Origin of the sequence: Streptomyces malaysiense (assembly GCF_000980885.2) — a bacterium.
GTDB lineage: Bacteria > Actinomycetota > Actinomycetes > Streptomycetales > Streptomycetaceae > Streptomyces > Streptomyces malaysiense.
Genome location: NZ_LBDA02000130.1, coordinates 1 through 14,172, shown reverse-complemented (window position 1 = coordinate 14,172; position 14,172 = coordinate 1). Strand labels below are relative to the sequence as shown.

Here is a 14,172-nt window from a genome sequence, read left to right as displayed (position 1 = left end):
GGGGGTGACGTAGGGCAGTCCGTACGCGGACCGCAGGGCGTGGGCGACGTGCTCGGGACCCATGCCGGGCGCGCCGCGCAGCCGGCGGGCGGCCTGGGCGTCGAAGGGGGGCGGAGGCGGGGGAGAGGAGGGTGGGCGCACCCCGCACAAGGTAGGCCCGGCCGGGCGAGGGGGATACGGTCCGTTCCGACAGGATCACGGATTGTCCGAACACACAGCCCCCGCCCTCCCGCTTCGGCGGTTGGCGGCGACCCGCGGGTCAGCGCGTCCGCGACACCCAGTGGTAGACCAGTTCCGGCCGCCCCACCTGGCCGTACAGGGGGCTGCGCGAGGCCCGGCCGGTGTCCACCAGGTGCTCCAGGTAGCGGCGCCCCGTGATCCTCGATATGCCCAGCGCCTCGGCGGCCCCGGCCGCGGTGAGCCCGTCGGCCGCCGCGCGCAGCGCGCCGGTCACCCGCTGGAGGGTCGGCCCGCTGAGCCCCTTGGGCAGCGCGGCCGGCGCGGGCGCCCGGAGCGTCGCGAGGGCCCGGTCCACCTCGTCCTGCCCGCTCGCCTCGCCCGCCGCGCCGCGGAACTCCGCGTAGCGCACCAGCCGGTCGCGCAGCGTGGCGAAGGTGAACGGCTTGAGCACGTACTGCACGACACCCAGCGAGACCCCCTCGCGCACCATCGCCAGATCCCGGGCCGAGGTCACCGCGATCACATCCGCGTGATGCCCCGAGGCGCGCAGCGAGCGGGCGAACTGGAGTCCGTGCACATCGGGCAGATGCAGGTCGAGGAGGAGCAGATCCACCTCCGTGCGGTCCAGGACGCGCCGCGCCTCGGCGCCCGTGCGGGCCTTGGCGACCGCGACGAAGCCCGGCACCCGGCCCACGTACAGCTCGTGCGCGTCGGCGGCGACCGGGTCGTCCTCCACCACCAGCACTCTGATGGGGTCGGTCATACGGCACCGCCCTCGGCCGGTACCGGCGCCGGGCGCAGCGGCAGCCGTACCTCGAACACCGCGCCGCCCCCGGGCGCCGCGTCCGTGACCGTCAGCGCACCCCCGTGCCGGGTCACCGCCTGCCGTACGAGCGCGAGCCCGAGCCCCCGCCCGCCGGGCCCGGCGGGCTTGGTCGTGAAGCCGCGCTGGAACACCAGGTCGGCATGGCCGGGGTCGACGCCGGGGCCGGTGTCCGCGACGCGCAGCACCAGTTCGGCCGCCGAGGCGCACGCCGTCACGGTCACCCGCGCCCGCGCGCTGCCCTGCGCCGCGTCCACCGCGTTGTCGATCAGGTTGCCGAGGACGGTCACCAGGTCCCGCGCGGGCGGACCGCCCGCCAGCAGGCCGTCGTCGAGCCGGCTGTCCGGCGACACCACCAGCTCCACGCCCCGCTCGTTGGCCTGCGCGGTCTTGCCCAGCAGCAGCGCGGCGAGGACCGGTTCGCCCACCGCCGCCACCACCTGGTCGGTCAGCGCCTGCGCCAGTTCCAGTTCGGCCGTGGCGAACTCCACCGCCTCCTCGGAGCGGCCCAGTTCGATCAGCGAGACCACGGTGTGCAGCCGGTTCGCCGCCTCGTGCGCCTGCGAGCGCAGCGCCTGGCTGAAGCTCCGTTCGCTGTCCAACTCACCCATCAGCGACTGGAGTTCGGTGACATCGCGCAGGGTGACGACCGTACCCTTGCGTTCCCCGCCGGAGACCGGGGAGGTGTTCACCACCAGCACCCGGGAGTCGGTCGGACGCACCTCGTCCACCCGGGGCCGGGAGGACAGCAGCGTGCCCGTCAGCGGCGCCGGGAGGCCCAGCTCGGCCACCGGCCGTCCCACCACCTCGTCCTCCTCGCCGACCCCGAGCAGCTCCCGGCCGCCGTCGTTGATGAGCGCCACCCTGTACTGCCCGTCCAGCATCAGCAACCCCTCGCGGACCGCGTGCAGCGCCGCCTGGTGGTAGTCGTGCATCCGGCTCAGCTCGGCGGCGTTCATGTTGTGGGTGTGCCGGCGCAGCCGGGCGTTGACGACGTAGGTGCCCACCGCGCCCAGCAGCAGCGTCCCGCCGGCCACCCCGAGCAGCGCCGTGACCTGGTCCTGGAGCCGCTCGCTGATCCGGTCCACGGTGATGCCGGCGCTGACCAGGCCGACGATCCGGCCGTCGTCCGTCACCGGGGTCACCGCCCGCACGGAGGGGCCGAGGGTGCCGGTGTAGGTCTCGGTGAAGGTGCGGCCCGCGCGGGCGGGGGCGGTGGTGCCGAGGAAGCGCTTGCCGATCTGCCGCGGGTCCGGATGCGTCCAGCGGATGCCGTCCGGGTTCATGATCGTGACGAAGTCGACGCCGGTGTCCTTGGTGACCTTCAGGGCGTAGGGCTCCAGGAGCGCGGCGGGGTCGGGGGTGCGGATCGCGGCGCGGACCGCGGGGGAGTCGGCGATCGCGCGGGCCACCGCGGTGGTCTGCCGGGCGGCCGCGTCCTCGGCCTGCCGCCGGTCGCTGACGTAGGCGAACAGCGCGTATCCGGCCACTACCACCGCTATCAGCACCGCCTGCATGGCGAACAGCTGGCCCGCCAGGCTGCGCGGACGGGGCAGGGGCGGAAGGCGCATGCCAGCCAGTGTGCCCCCGGTCGTGGCGTGAACTAAATGAACGCAAGCGTGACCGCCCTCACAGGACGGGAGATAGTCACCGCGTTCCCCAGCACCGTCCGGACGTGAGCCGCACGCCGGTCGGGCACCGACGACGACGTCGACGAAGACGTCAAGGAGGGCAGTCGTGGCCGCCACCACTCCCGATACGGCAGCTGCCGCACCCCGCGCCCGGCGGGACCGGACCCATTACCTGTACATCGCCGTCATCGTGGCCGTCGCGCTCGGTATCGCCGTCGGACTCGTCTGGCCGGATGCCGCCGTCCAGCTCCGGCCGCTGGGCACCGGGTTCGTCGATCTGATCAAAATGATGATCTCGCCGATCATCTTCTGCACGATCGTGCTCGGCATCGGGTCGGTGCGCAAGGCGGCCAAGGTGGGCGCCGTCGGCGGTATCGCCCTCGGCTACTTCCTCGTGATGTCGCTGGTCGCCCTCGCCATCGGGCTCGTCGTCGGCAATGTGCTGCACCCCGGCGCCGGGCTCCATCTGACCGCCGCCCTCAAGCAGACCGGACACGCGCAGGTCAGCAGCGACGCGCTGCCGCCCGTCGACTTCGTCCTGTCGATCATCCCGCAGACCTTCGTGTCCGCGTTCACCGAGGGCGAGGTCCTCCAGACCCTGCTGGTCGCCCTGCTCGCCGGGTTCGCCCTCCAGGCCATGGGCGCGGCCGGGCAGCCGGTGCTGCGCGGCGTCGAGCACATCCAGCGGCTCGTCTTCCGCATCCTGTCCATGGTCATGTGGGCCGCGCCGGTCGGCGCGTTCGGCGCGATCGCCGCGGTCACCGGCTCGGCCGGCGTGGAGGCGCTGAAGAGCCTCGCCGTGCTGATGCTCGGCTTCTACGTCACCTGTGCGCTGTTCGTCTTCGTGGTGCTCGGCGCGGTGCTGCGGATCTTCGCCGGGGTGAACGTCTTCTCCCTGTGCCGCTACCTCGCCCGCGAGTTCCTGCTGATCCTGTCCACCTCCTCCTCCGAGTCCGCGCTGCCGCGCCTGATCGCGAAGATGGAGCACCTCGGGATCAGCAAGCCGGTCGTCGGCATCACCGTGCCGACCGGGTACTCCTTCAACCTCGACGGCACGATGATCTACATGACCATGGCGTCGCTGTACATCGCCGACGCGCTGGGCACGCCGATGTCGGTCGGCGAGCAGATCCCGCTGCTGCTCTTCCTGCTGCTGGCGTCGAAGGGCGCGGCCGGCGTCAGCGGCGCGGGCCTCGCCACGCTGGCCGGCGGCCTCCAGTCGCACAAGCCCGCGCTGGTGGACGGCGTCGGACTCATCGTCGGCATCGACCGGTTCATGAGCGAGGCGCGGGCGCTGACGAACTTCGCGGGCAACGCGATCGCCACGGTGCTCGTGGGCACCTGGACCAAGGAGATCGACAAGGCTCGGGTGGCGAAGGTGCTCTCCGGGGAGCTGCCGTTCGACGAGACGGCGACGGACCCGGCGGCGGGTACCGTGGCCGGGGTTCCCGAGCCCCGGGAGGAGAGGCTGGCCCAGGCCTAGGGTCTTCCGTTCGGATCGGGCCGGACCTCGCGAGCCCGGCACGATCCGAACGAGAGGCCCTCAGCCCCCGGCTCCTTCTCCGGATGTCCGGCTCCGCCTGAACCGGGGCCGGGCATCCGGCTGTTCGCGGACTACATGTCCGCACTCACCCTGGCCACCAGCGCGGTGGCCAGCGAGGCGGGTACGCCCGCCGCGGTCAGGACGGTGACCGTGGCGGCGCGGCCCGCCTCCTGTGCTGCCAGGAGGCCGTCGTTGACCGCTTCCATGACCGCGAACAAGGTCTGCTCGTGCACGTAGGCGAGTGCCGGGGCGGGCAGTGGCGAGGTGAACACGCCTTCGTCCAGCCCCTGTTGGAGCACCCGGACGTTGGCGGCGCGTACCGGGGCGAGCCGTTCGCGGATGCCCTGGACGGTGACCGTGCGCTGGGCGAGGGCGATCAGCAGCCGGTAGCGGTCGGCGGTCGCCCAGTGCCCGAGCACCGAGCGGGCGAGCGCCTCCGCCGGGTCCGTGATCCCCGTGGGCCCCGCCGCGTCCGCGTCCGCGAGTGCCTGCACCGCCTCGTCGGTGAGGGTGCTGATCAGCGCCTCCCGGCTGGGGAAATGGCCGTACACGGTCCGTCGTACGACTCCGGCGGCGCGCGCGATCTGGTCCATCGAGGCGTCCGGGTCGCGCAGCAGCTCGGCGAGGGCGACGTCGAGGATGCGGCGGCGGTTGGCGTCGGCGCGGCTGGGGTTACCCGTGGTCATGGGGGCCATTGTGCACTTCCTCTCCCGAGGGCCCGCATGCCCTCTCGCGACTTGCACAGCGTTGTGCAACGGCGTACATTGCACATCGTTGTGCAATTGCACGTCGTTGTGCAAGTCTCGTCGAGAACCTGAGGAAGGCAAACCCCTGCCATGCGACTCGTCATGACCGAACCGGTCGAGAAGATGGAGCGCCCCTACGCCCGGCGCTGGTGGGCCCTGCTGGTGCTCTGCCTGAGCCTGCTGATCATCGTGATGGCCAACACCGCTCTCACGGTCGCGGCGCCCGACATGACGAAGGACCTCGGGCTCTCCAGCGCCGACCTCCAGTGGGTGATCGACGGCTACACCGTGCCCTACGCGGCGCTGATGCTGCTGCTCGGCGCGATCGGCGACAAGTACAGTCGGCGCGGGGCGCTCGTGCTCGGCCTGCTGGTCTTCGCCGGCGGAGCGGTCTTCGGCTACCTCGCGGACAGCGCGGCGACCGTGATCGCGGCGCGCGCGGTGATGGGCGTCGGTGCGGCGCTGATCATGCCGGCCACCCTGTCGCTGCTCGCGGCGACCTTCCCGCGGGCCGAGCGGGCCAAGGCGATCACGCTCTGGACGGCGACGGCGGGCCTCGCCATCGCCGCGGGACCGGTGGTCGCCGGCGCGCTGCTGCGCGCCCACGGCTGGTCCTCGACCTTCCTGATCAACGTGCCGATCGCGCTCGCCGCGCTCGTCGCCGCCTTCGTCCTGGTCCCGCCGTCCAAGGCCGGCCACCACGACCGCATCGACTACGTCGGCGGCCTGCTGTCCGTGATCTGGACCGGCTCCCTCGTCTACATGATCATCCAGGGCCCGCACTTCGGCTGGGGCGGCAAGGCCGTCGCCGCCGCCGTGGTCGCGGGCGCCGGCCTGATCGCCTTCGTCCTGTGGGAGCTGCGCCACCCGCGCCCGATCCTGGACGTCCGCCGCTTCGCGCACCGCCGCTTCGCCGGCTCCAACCTGGCCGTGGCCCTGTTCTTCCTGGCCGTCTTCGGCGCGTTCTACTTCCTCACCCAGCACCTCCAGTTCGTCCTCGGCTACGACGCCCTGGAGACCGGCGTACGCATGCTGCCGCTGGCCGGCGCCGTGTTCGTCGGCTCGGCCCTCACCGGCTGGCTCACCCCGCGCGTCGGCATGAAGTGGACCGTGAGCGCGGGCATGGTCCTCGGCACGCTGGCGCTGGCGCTGCTGACCCAGGTGGACGCGGGCTCGACGTACGGCGACTTCGTGGCCCCGCTGGTCGTCCTCGGCCTCGCCATCGGCCTCGCGCTCTCGCCCTGCACCGACGCGATCATGGGCGCGTTCCCCGAGTCCGAACTGGGCGTCGGCGGCGCGGTCAACGACACCTCGCTGGAGCTGGGCGGCTCGCTCGGCATCGCCATCCTCGGCTCGCTGCTGGCCACGTCCTACGGCAACCACCTCACCGACGCCACCGCCGGCAGCAAGCTCCCGCCGAGCGCCCTGGAGACCGCCCAGGACTCGGTCGGCGCCGGCTACGCCGTCGCCCAGGGCATCGCCGACAAGGCCCACCAGGCCGCCGCCCAGGCCGCCCACGCGAGCACCCCGCAGCAGGCCGCCGCGCTCAAGCAGCAGGCCACCGAACTCGCCGCGGGCGCCCACCGGATGGCCGACGCCGTCAGCTCCTCCTTCTCCTCCGCCGTGGCCCACACCAGCCTGGTCGGCGCGGTCGTCCTCGGCATCGGCACGGTCCTGGTGGCCTTCCTGCTGCCGCGCCACGCGACGACCGAAGAGGTGAAGGAACCGGAGAGGGAACCGGCGGAGACCACCACCGGCTGACGCTTTCCCGCCCGCATCCATTAGCGTGCCGTTCCGGACGACCGGAACGGCACGCTCGCGCGTGGCGTCTGTACTTGCATGGAGGTACGGGGGACATGAAGATCGACTGGGACCGGCGCACCTGTGCGCGCAAGGGGCATGTGACCTACGCGCCCGACGATCCGCGGCTGAGGGTACGGCTGCACGCGCAGACCGGGCTCGGGGACGCGTGGCGCTGCCTGCGCTGCGGGGACTTCGTGCTCGGCGAGCCGCACGGGTCGGGCCCGGCGCAGGACGCGCCGCTGGTGCCGCGCGGGAAGGTGCTGCGGGACCTGTTCATCCTGCGGTTCCTCGCCATCGAGCGAGCCGTGCGCGGGGTGTTCATAGTGCTGGTCGCGGTGGCCGTGTGGAAGTTCAGCAACAGCCAGGACGCGGTACGGCGGCTGTTCAACGAGTACCTGACCGTGCTGCGCCCGGTCTTCCGGCACTTCCACTACGACCTCGACCACTCACCCGTGATCGGCTCCATCCAGAAGGCGTTCGGCTACAAGCACTCCACGCTTCTCCTCGTCGCGGGCCTGCTCCTCGCCTACGCGCTGATCGAGCTGGTCGAGGCGGTCGGCCTGTGGCGCGCCGAGCGCTGGGCGGAGTACCTCACGGTGGTCGCCACCGCCGCGTTCCTCCCGCTGGAGATCTACGAGCTGACCGAGAAGATCAGCTATCTCAAGATCGTCACTCTGGCCCTCAACATCCTCGCCGTCCTCTACATCGTCCTCGCCAAGCGCCTCTTCGGCTTCCGCGGCGGCCGCCGCAAATTCGACGAGGAACGCCGCAGCGCGTCCTTGCTGGAAGTGGAGGAGTCGGCCGGGGTACTGGTCTGAGGAACGCCGCCGACCTGCCCCGCGCAGGTCGGCGGCGAAACCGCGCCCGCACACGAGAAATCCCCCGGACAATTGCGTCCGGGGGATTTCTGCGCGTATATTCAATGGTTCGTGACTTCGCATCGCCGCGGTCACGGAAAAGCTTTGTGGGCACAGTATATCCGGGCGGGAGCGGAATTGTCAAACACCGAATTTCCAGACGATGAATTGCGTCGTGAGCAGGAATTCATCGACGGACTGTACGCGCGCGTCGACGTGCTGCGCGGTGACGCCGAGACCTCGGTCGGGGACGCGCTCGCGCAGGGTGACAAGCCCATGCAGGCCCGGCTGGAGCGGGACATCCTGGTCGCCGAACGGTCGGGGCTGCTCGCCGCGCTGAACGCCGTCGACGGCTCGCTCTGCTTCGGCCGGATCGATCTCGCCAGCGGGACGACGCACCACATCGGCCGGATCGGACTGCGCGCGGACGACGCCGAGCACACGCCGGTGCTGATCGACTGGCGCGCCGCCGTCGCCCGGCCGTTCTACCTGGCCACCGGGCACACCCCGATGGGGCTGCGGCGGCGTCGGCACATCGCCACCGAGGGCCGTACCGTCACCCATCTGCACGACGAGATCCTGGACCTCGGCGACGCCACCCGAACCGGGCACGAGGACCACAACGGCGACGCCGTGCTGCTCGCCGCGCTGAACTCGGCGCGCACCGGCCGGATGGGCGACATCGTGCGCACGATCCAGGCCGACCAGGACCGGATCATCCGGGCGCCGCACCGGGGCGTGCTGGTCGTGGAGGGCGGGCCCGGCACCGGCAAGACCGCCGTGGCCCTGCACCGGGCGGCGTACCTGCTCTACGAGCACCGGGAGCTGCTGGCCCGCCGGGCCGTGCTGATCGTCGGGCCCAACCCGGCCTTCCTCGGCTACATCGGCGAGGTGCTGCCCTCCCTCGGCGAGACCGGCGTCCTGCTGGCCACGGTCGGCGAGCTGTTCCCCGGGGTGCGGGCCACGGCCGCCGACACCCCCGAGGCGGCCGCGGTCAAGGGGCGCGCGGAGATGGCGGACGTGCTCGCCGAGGTGGTCCGCGACCGGCAGGCACTGCCCGACCCGGCCCTCGCGATCGAGCACGACCGCGAGGTGCTGATGCTGGACGACGGACTGGTGGGCGTCGCCCGGGAACGCACCCGCGCCGCGAAGCTGCCGCACAACGCGTCCCGCGAGTACTTCGAGGGCCACATCCTCAACACACTCACCGAGCTGTACGCCGAGCGGGTCGGTACCGACCCCTACGACGGCAGCAGCCTGCTGGACGCCTCCGACATCACCCAGATCCGTGACGAACTGGCCGAGAACCCCGAAGTCTGGTCCGCCATCGACCGGTTGTGGCCCCGGATCACCCCGGAGCGGCTGCTCGCCGACTTCCTCGCCGAGCCCGAGGGGTATCTGGGCGAGGAGGACGCCGCCGCGATCCGCCGCCCGGTGACCCGCGCCTGGACCGTCGCCGACGTGCCGCTCCTGGACGAGGCCGCCGAACTCCTCGGCGAGGACGACCGGCCGGCCCGGTTCCGCGCCGATCGCGAGCGGGAGACGCAGATCGCGTACGCGCAGGGCGTGCTGGACGTGTCGTACGCGTCGCGGACGTACGAGTTCGAGGACAAGGAGGACGGTGACCCGGACGGCTCGGAGGTGCTGTCCGCGCACGACATCATCGACGCCGAGCGGTTCGCCGAGCGGCAGGAGGAGGCGGACCACCGCAGCGCGGCGGAGCGGGCGGCGGCCGACCGGACCTGGGCGTTCGGGCACATCATCGTGGACGAGGCGCAGGAGTTGTCGCCGATGGCCTGGCGGCTGCTGATGCGGCGCTGCCCGACGCGTTCCATGACCCTGGTCGGCGACCCCGCCCAGACCGCGGAGGCGGCCGGGGTCGGCTCCTGGTCGGAGATCCTCGCACCCTATGTCGAGGACCGGTACGAGCACACCCGCCTCGGCGTCAACTACCGCACCCCGTCGGAGATCATGGACCTCGCCGCGGCCGTGGTCCGCGCCGGGCGACCGGACTTCCGTCCGCCCAGCTCGGTGCGTTCCACCGGGGTGCGGCCCTGGGTGCGTCGGGAGGGCGCCGACCTGCCCGGCGCGGTGGCCAAGGCCGCCGCCGAACTCGCCCCGGTGGAGGGCAGGCTGGCGATCATCGCCCCGCGCCGGCTGCACCGCGCGATCGCCGCCCGCCTGGACGGCGTCACGGCCGGCGCCGAACCCGACCTCACCCGGCCGGTCGTCCTCCTCGACCCCCGCCAGTCCAAGGGCCTGGAGTTCGACTCGGTCCTGGTGGTCGAGCCGGCCGAGTACGGGACCAGCGACCTCTACGTCGCCCTGACCCGCGCCACCCAGCGGCTGGGTGTCCTGCACACCGGCGACCTGCCGGAGCCACTGGCCCGGCGGGACGAGTAGCGAGGCCGCCCGGCGGGCCCCGGAGGACCCCTCGTCCGGGGCCCGCCCGCCCGCTCGTACGGTGCGCCCAGGGCCTCTCGTTCGGACCCTAGGCCGGCCGTAGCCACACCGTGGCCGAGGGTGGCAGGGTCAGGCGGACGGCGGTCGGGTGGGCGTGGGCGTGGCGGGGCTCCGGTTTCAGGGGCCCCGGGTTGGTCACTCCGCTGCCGCCGTAGACGAGGGCGTCCGTGTTCAGGATCTCCGACCAGGCCGGGACGGAGTCGGGGGCGCCGACGAGATAGTCGTGGCGGACGACCGGGGAGAAGTGGCAGACGGCGAGGAGGGGGCGGCCGGAGGCGTCGTGGCGCAGGAAGGCGAGGACGTTGTCGGAGGCCGAGTCGCCGGTGATCCACTCGAACCCCGAGGGGTCGGTGTCGCGCTGCCACAGCGCCGGGGTGGCCCGGTAGTGGGCGTTCAGGTCGCGGACCAGGTCCAGGACCCCCCGGTGGTCGGGGGCGGCGGGGTACGCCGGGTCGAGCAGCCACCAGTCGGGTCCGGCGGCCTCGGACCATTCGGCGCCCTGAGCGAACTCCTGCCCCATGAAGAGGAGTTGCTTGCCCGGGTGGGCCCACATGAAGGCCAGGTAGGCGCGGAGGTCGGCGCGTCGCCGCCACCAGTCGCCGGGCATCTTGGAGACCAGGGACCCCTTGCCGTGCACCACCTCGTCGTGGGATATCGGCAGGACGTAGTTCTCGCTGTACGCGTACACCATGGAGAAGGTCATCTCGCCGTGGTGGTAGGCGCGGTGCACGGGGTCGTGCGCCATGTACCGGAGCGAGTCGTGCATCCAGCCCATGTTCCACTTCAGGCCGAAGCCCAGCCCGCCGAACCCGCTCGGACCCTGTACATGGGTCGGCCGGGTCACCCCGTCCCAGGACGTGGACTCCTCGGCGATGGTCACCACGCCCGGACAGCGCCGGTAGACGGTGGCGTTCATCTCCTGGAGGAAGGCCACCGCGTCCAGGTTCTCCCGGCCGCCGTGCTCGTTGGGCCGCCAACCGCCCGGCTCGCGCGAGTAGTCGAGGTAGAGCATCGAGGCCACCGCGTCCACCCGCAGCCCGTCCACATGGAACTCCTCGCACCAGTAGAGGGCGTTCGCCACGAGGAAGTTGCGCACCTCCCGCCGGCCGAGGTCGAACTCCAGCGTGCCCCAGTCGGGATGCGCGGCCCGCAGCGGATCGGGGTGCTCGTACAGCGGCCGCCCGTCGAACTCGGCCAGCGCCCACTCGTCACGCGGGAAGTGGGCCGGCACCCAGTCCATCAGCACCCCGATACCGGCCTGGTGCAGCCGGTCCACCAGGTACTTGAAGTCGTCCGGGGTGCCCAGCCGGGCCGTCGGCGCGTAGAAACCGGTGACCTGGTAGCCCCAGGAGCCGCCGAACGGATGCTCCGCGACCGGCATCAGCTCCACATGCGTGAAGCCCGTCTCCGATACGTAGGCCGTGAGCTGGTCGGCCAGTTCCCGGTACGTCGACCCGGGGCGCCAGGAGGGGAGGTGGACCTCGTACACGGAGAACGGCGCCTCGTGCACCGGGGTGTCCGCCCGGTGCGCCATCCACTCCGCGTCCTCCCACACGTGCCGCGAGACGTGCACGATCGACGAGGTCGCGGGCGGCACCTCGGTGCGGCGGGCCAGCGGATCGGAGCGCAGGCTGCGCGAGCCGTCCGGGCGGGTGATCTCGAACTTGTACAGCTCGCCCTCGCCGACGCCCGGCACGAACAGCTCCCAGACGCCCGAGGAGCCGAGCGAGCGCATCGGGGACCCGGTGCCGTCCCAGAAGTTGAAGCTCCCCGCCACCCGGACGCCCCGAGCGTTCGGCGCCCACACCGCGAACCTGGTTCCGCGCACCCCCCGCCACGTCAGGACGTGCGCGCCGAGCGCCCGCCACAGCCCCTCGTGCCGGCCCTCGGCCATCAGGTGCAGGTCCAGTTCGCCGAGCGTGGGCAGGAAGCGGTACGCGTCCGCCGTCTCGTGGACCGTCCCTTCGTACGCCACCCGCAGCCGGCCCTCCTCCGGCACGGCGCCGGGCGGGAGCAGCCCCGAGAAGAAGCCGTCGCCGTCGTCGCGCAGTTCGGCGCGCAGCGGGCCGCGGACGACGGTGACCGAGCGGGCGTGCGGGCGCAGGGCGCGGTAGGCCACCCCGCCCGGCACCGGGTGGGCGCCCAGCACGGAGTGCGGGTCGTGGTGGGTGCCGGCCAGCAGCCGTGCGCGGTCCTCGGCTCCCACGGCGGGATCGGACTGGTGTTCCTTCGACGTCACGAGCGAGTCTCCCGGGGCGAGAGTCGGGTCAGTGAGGGTCGGACACGGCGAGGCGGCGGACCGCCGCCAGCGGCACCGGCAGCCAGTCGGGGCGGTGGCGGGCCTCGTACACCACCTCGTAGACGGCCTTGTCGGTCTCGAAGGCGCGCAGCAGCACCGGATCGGTGCGGGGATCGCGGCCGGACACCTCCGCGTACCCGGAGCAGTAGGCGGCCCGGCAGTCGTGCGCCCATCGTGGTGGGGCCGAACGCGCCGAGCGGGCCGCGTAGTCGAAGGAGCGGAGCATCCCCGCGACGTCCCGCACCGTCGGCTGCGGCAGCCGCCGCTCGGCGGGCGGCCGGGCCGGTTCCCCCTCGAAGTCGATCAGCGACCAGTCGCCGGACGGCGCGCGCAGGCACTGACCGAGATGGAGATCGCCGTGGACGCGCTGGGCGGTCCAGGTGCGCCCCGCGGCGGCCAGTCCGGCGAGCGCGGTGTAGGCCGACCGCAGCCCGGACTCGTACGGCAGCAGCGCCGGCACGGCCTGCACCGCCGCGGCCAGCCGCTCGGTCATCCCGTCGACCAGCGGCCCGAGCTGCGCGGGGCCGAGGGTGACGGTCGGCAGGGCGCGGGCCAGCGCGGTGTGCACCTCGGCCGTGGCCCGGCCCAGCGCCCGCGCCTCCGCGGTGAAGTCCTCGCCCTTGGCCAGCTCGCGCAGCGCCAGCTCCCAGCCGTCGGCGGCACCGCTCACGAAGGGCTGCAGCACCGCCAGTACGTACGGCTGTCCGTCCAGCTCGGCCCGTAGCCACGCGGTCGGCGCGGGCACCCGGGGGCAGCCCTCGCGGGCCAGTGCCAGCGGCAGCTCCAGATCGGGGTTGACACCGGGGACGACCCTGCGGAACAGCTTGAGAATAAACGTATCTCCATAGACCACCGAGGAGTTCGACTGCTCGGCGGCCAGCATCCGGGCCACCAGGTGGGGCCGGATCTCCTGGTCCGGGTCCCGCTCGAAGCGCAGCCCGCCGACCCGCGCCCGGGTGCGCAGGGCCTCCAGGAGCACCTCGGCGGGCCGGCGGTCGTACAGGGCGTCGTACACCGTGCGTCCGGCGAGCGGGCCCCGGGCCACATGGCCGATCAGCGCGGGTGCCAGCCGGGGCGGCAGCGCCTCACGCGCGCCGACGAGGAGCTGGTAGCAGTCGCCGGGGTGCGCGGACTCCGGTGGCTGATGCACGCGCAGGAGAACGTGGTAAAGGTCCAGCCGGTCGTTGCGCGGCAGGAGTCGGGTGACGGCCACGGGGGTGAACCCGGTGACCGGGCGGCCCTTGCCCGCGAACCAGCGCTGCCGGGGCAGCCAGGCGCGCAGCAGGGGGGCCAGTGAGTCGAGGGTGGTGCTCGCCGAAGGGGTGACCGCTTCCGTCACGGGCGTCACGTCCTTTCCCCGGGTCTGGTCGGGGGGTCACTGATGGGTGCCCGGGGCGGGGCGGTGAAAACGCTCCGCCGCCCCGCGCGGCGGTTTCACGCCGGATCGCGGCGCAGCCGGAACCAGTAGAAACCGTGTCCCGCCAGGGTCAGCAGGTACGGCAGGGCGCCCACCGCGGGGAAGCGCACCCCGCCGAACAGCTCGACCGGGTGCCGTCCGCCGAAGCGGCTCAGGTCCAGCTCGGTGGGCTGGGCGAAGCGGGAGAAGTTGTGCACGCACAGCACCAGGTCGTCCTCGTACTCGCGCAGGAAGGCGAGCACCGCCGGGTTGGTGGACTGGAGTTCGTCGTACGAGCCGAGTCCGAAGGCGGGGTTCTGCTTGCGGATCTCGATCATGCGCCGGGTCCAGTGCAGCAGCGAGGACGGCGAGGACATCGACGCCTCGACATTGGTGACCTGGTAGCCGTAGACCGGGTCCATGATCGTGGG

Annotated in this window: 10 protein-coding genes and 1 pseudogene; 4 read left to right on the top strand and 7 right to left on the bottom strand. The window is 72.6% G+C overall.

The window, feature by feature from the left end; genetic code table 11:
* From VT52_RS39255 to VT52_RS34175, 3 genes and pseudogenes are all read right to left on the bottom strand, one after another.
* A pseudogene (locus tag VT52_RS39255) lies at positions 1-141 on the bottom strand (XRE family transcriptional regulator); the annotation flags it as partial.
* A gap of 118 nt (positions 142-259) precedes the next feature.
* Entirely contained in the window at positions 260-943 is a 684-nt protein-coding gene (locus VT52_RS34180) for a response regulator (protein WP_046424279.1), read from the bottom strand.
* On the bottom strand, positions 940-2,574 hold the full coding sequence (locus VT52_RS34175; protein WP_046424277.1) for a sensor histidine kinase: 1,635 nt from the start codon (positions 2,572-2,574) through the stop codon (positions 940-942). The genes VT52_RS34180 and VT52_RS34175 overlap by 4 nt, the downstream gene beginning before the upstream one ends.
* 166 nt (positions 2,575-2,740) lie before the next feature.
* Between VT52_RS34175 and VT52_RS34170 the strand changes: the two genes are divergently transcribed.
* Positions 2,741-4,117, top strand: coding sequence for a cation:dicarboxylate symporter family transporter (locus VT52_RS34170; protein WP_046424275.1), 1,377 nt, complete (start codon positions 2,741-2,743; stop codon positions 4,115-4,117).
* A gap of 131 nt (positions 4,118-4,248) precedes the next feature.
* On the opposite strand, the gene VT52_RS34165 is transcribed toward VT52_RS34170, so the two are convergent.
* Positions 4,249-4,872, bottom strand: a complete 624-nt coding sequence (locus VT52_RS34165; protein WP_046424273.1) for a TetR/AcrR family transcriptional regulator — start codon at positions 4,870-4,872, stop codon at positions 4,249-4,251.
* Between the two features lie 141 nt (positions 4,873-5,013).
* On the opposite strand from VT52_RS34165, the gene VT52_RS34160 reads away from it, so the two are divergent.
* The 3 genes from VT52_RS34160 (at position 5,014) to VT52_RS34150 (ending at position 9,986) form a co-directional block, all read left to right on the top strand.
* Positions 5,014-6,684, top strand: coding sequence for an MFS transporter (locus VT52_RS34160; RefSeq protein WP_046424271.1), 1,671 nt, complete (start codon positions 5,014-5,016; stop codon positions 6,682-6,684).
* Positions 6,685-6,779: 95 nt separating this feature from the next.
* The gene (locus VT52_RS34155) at positions 6,780-7,544 is read left to right on the top strand and encodes a DUF2127 domain-containing protein (protein WP_046424269.1); all 765 of its coding nucleotides are present in this window, start codon (positions 6,780-6,782) and stop codon (positions 7,542-7,544) included.
* A gap of 207 nt (positions 7,545-7,751) precedes the next feature.
* Positions 7,752-9,986, top strand: coding sequence for a HelD family protein (locus VT52_RS34150; RefSeq protein ID WP_046424267.1), 2,235 nt, complete (start codon positions 7,752-7,754; stop codon positions 9,984-9,986).
* An 88-nt stretch (positions 9,987-10,074) separates the two neighbouring features.
* Here the strand turns inward: VT52_RS34150 and glgB are convergent, their stop codons facing one another.
* The 3 genes from glgB to VT52_RS34135 all read right to left on the bottom strand — a co-directional run.
* On the bottom strand, positions 10,075-12,285 hold the full coding sequence (glgB, locus tag VT52_RS34145) for a 1,4-alpha-glucan branching protein GlgB (RefSeq protein ID WP_046424265.1): 2,211 nt from the start codon (positions 12,283-12,285) through the stop codon (positions 10,075-10,077).
* A 28-nt stretch (positions 12,286-12,313) separates the two neighbouring features.
* Positions 12,314-13,684, bottom strand: coding sequence for a maltokinase N-terminal cap-like domain-containing protein (locus VT52_RS34140; RefSeq protein ID WP_206306687.1), 1,371 nt, complete (start codon positions 13,682-13,684; stop codon positions 12,314-12,316).
* Between the two features lie 95 nt (positions 13,685-13,779).
* Positions 13,780-14,172, bottom strand: a 393-nt coding sequence (locus VT52_RS34135; RefSeq protein WP_206306686.1) for an alpha-glucosidase C-terminal domain-containing protein, incomplete at its 5' end; no start/stop codon positions are given.

Bases quoted from the DNA above. Each gene is read 5' to 3' on its own strand.
- VT52_RS34180 (WP_046424279.1), bottom strand. From the start codon at position 943: ATGACCGACCCCATCAGAGTGCTGGTGGTGGAGGACGACCCGGTCGCC.
- VT52_RS34175 (WP_046424277.1), bottom strand. From the start codon at position 2,574: ATGCGCCTTCCGCCCCTGCCCCGTCCGCGCAGCCTGGCGGGCCAGCTG.
- VT52_RS34165 (WP_046424273.1), bottom strand. From the start codon at position 4,872: ATGGCCCCCATGACCACGGGTAACCCCAGCCGCGCCGACGCCAACCGC.
- VT52_RS34160 (WP_046424271.1), top strand. From the start codon at position 5,014: ATGCGACTCGTCATGACCGAACCGGTCGAGAAGATGGAGCGCCCCTAC.
- VT52_RS34155 (WP_046424269.1), top strand. From the start codon at position 6,780: ATGAAGATCGACTGGGACCGGCGCACCTGTGCGCGCAAGGGGCATGTG.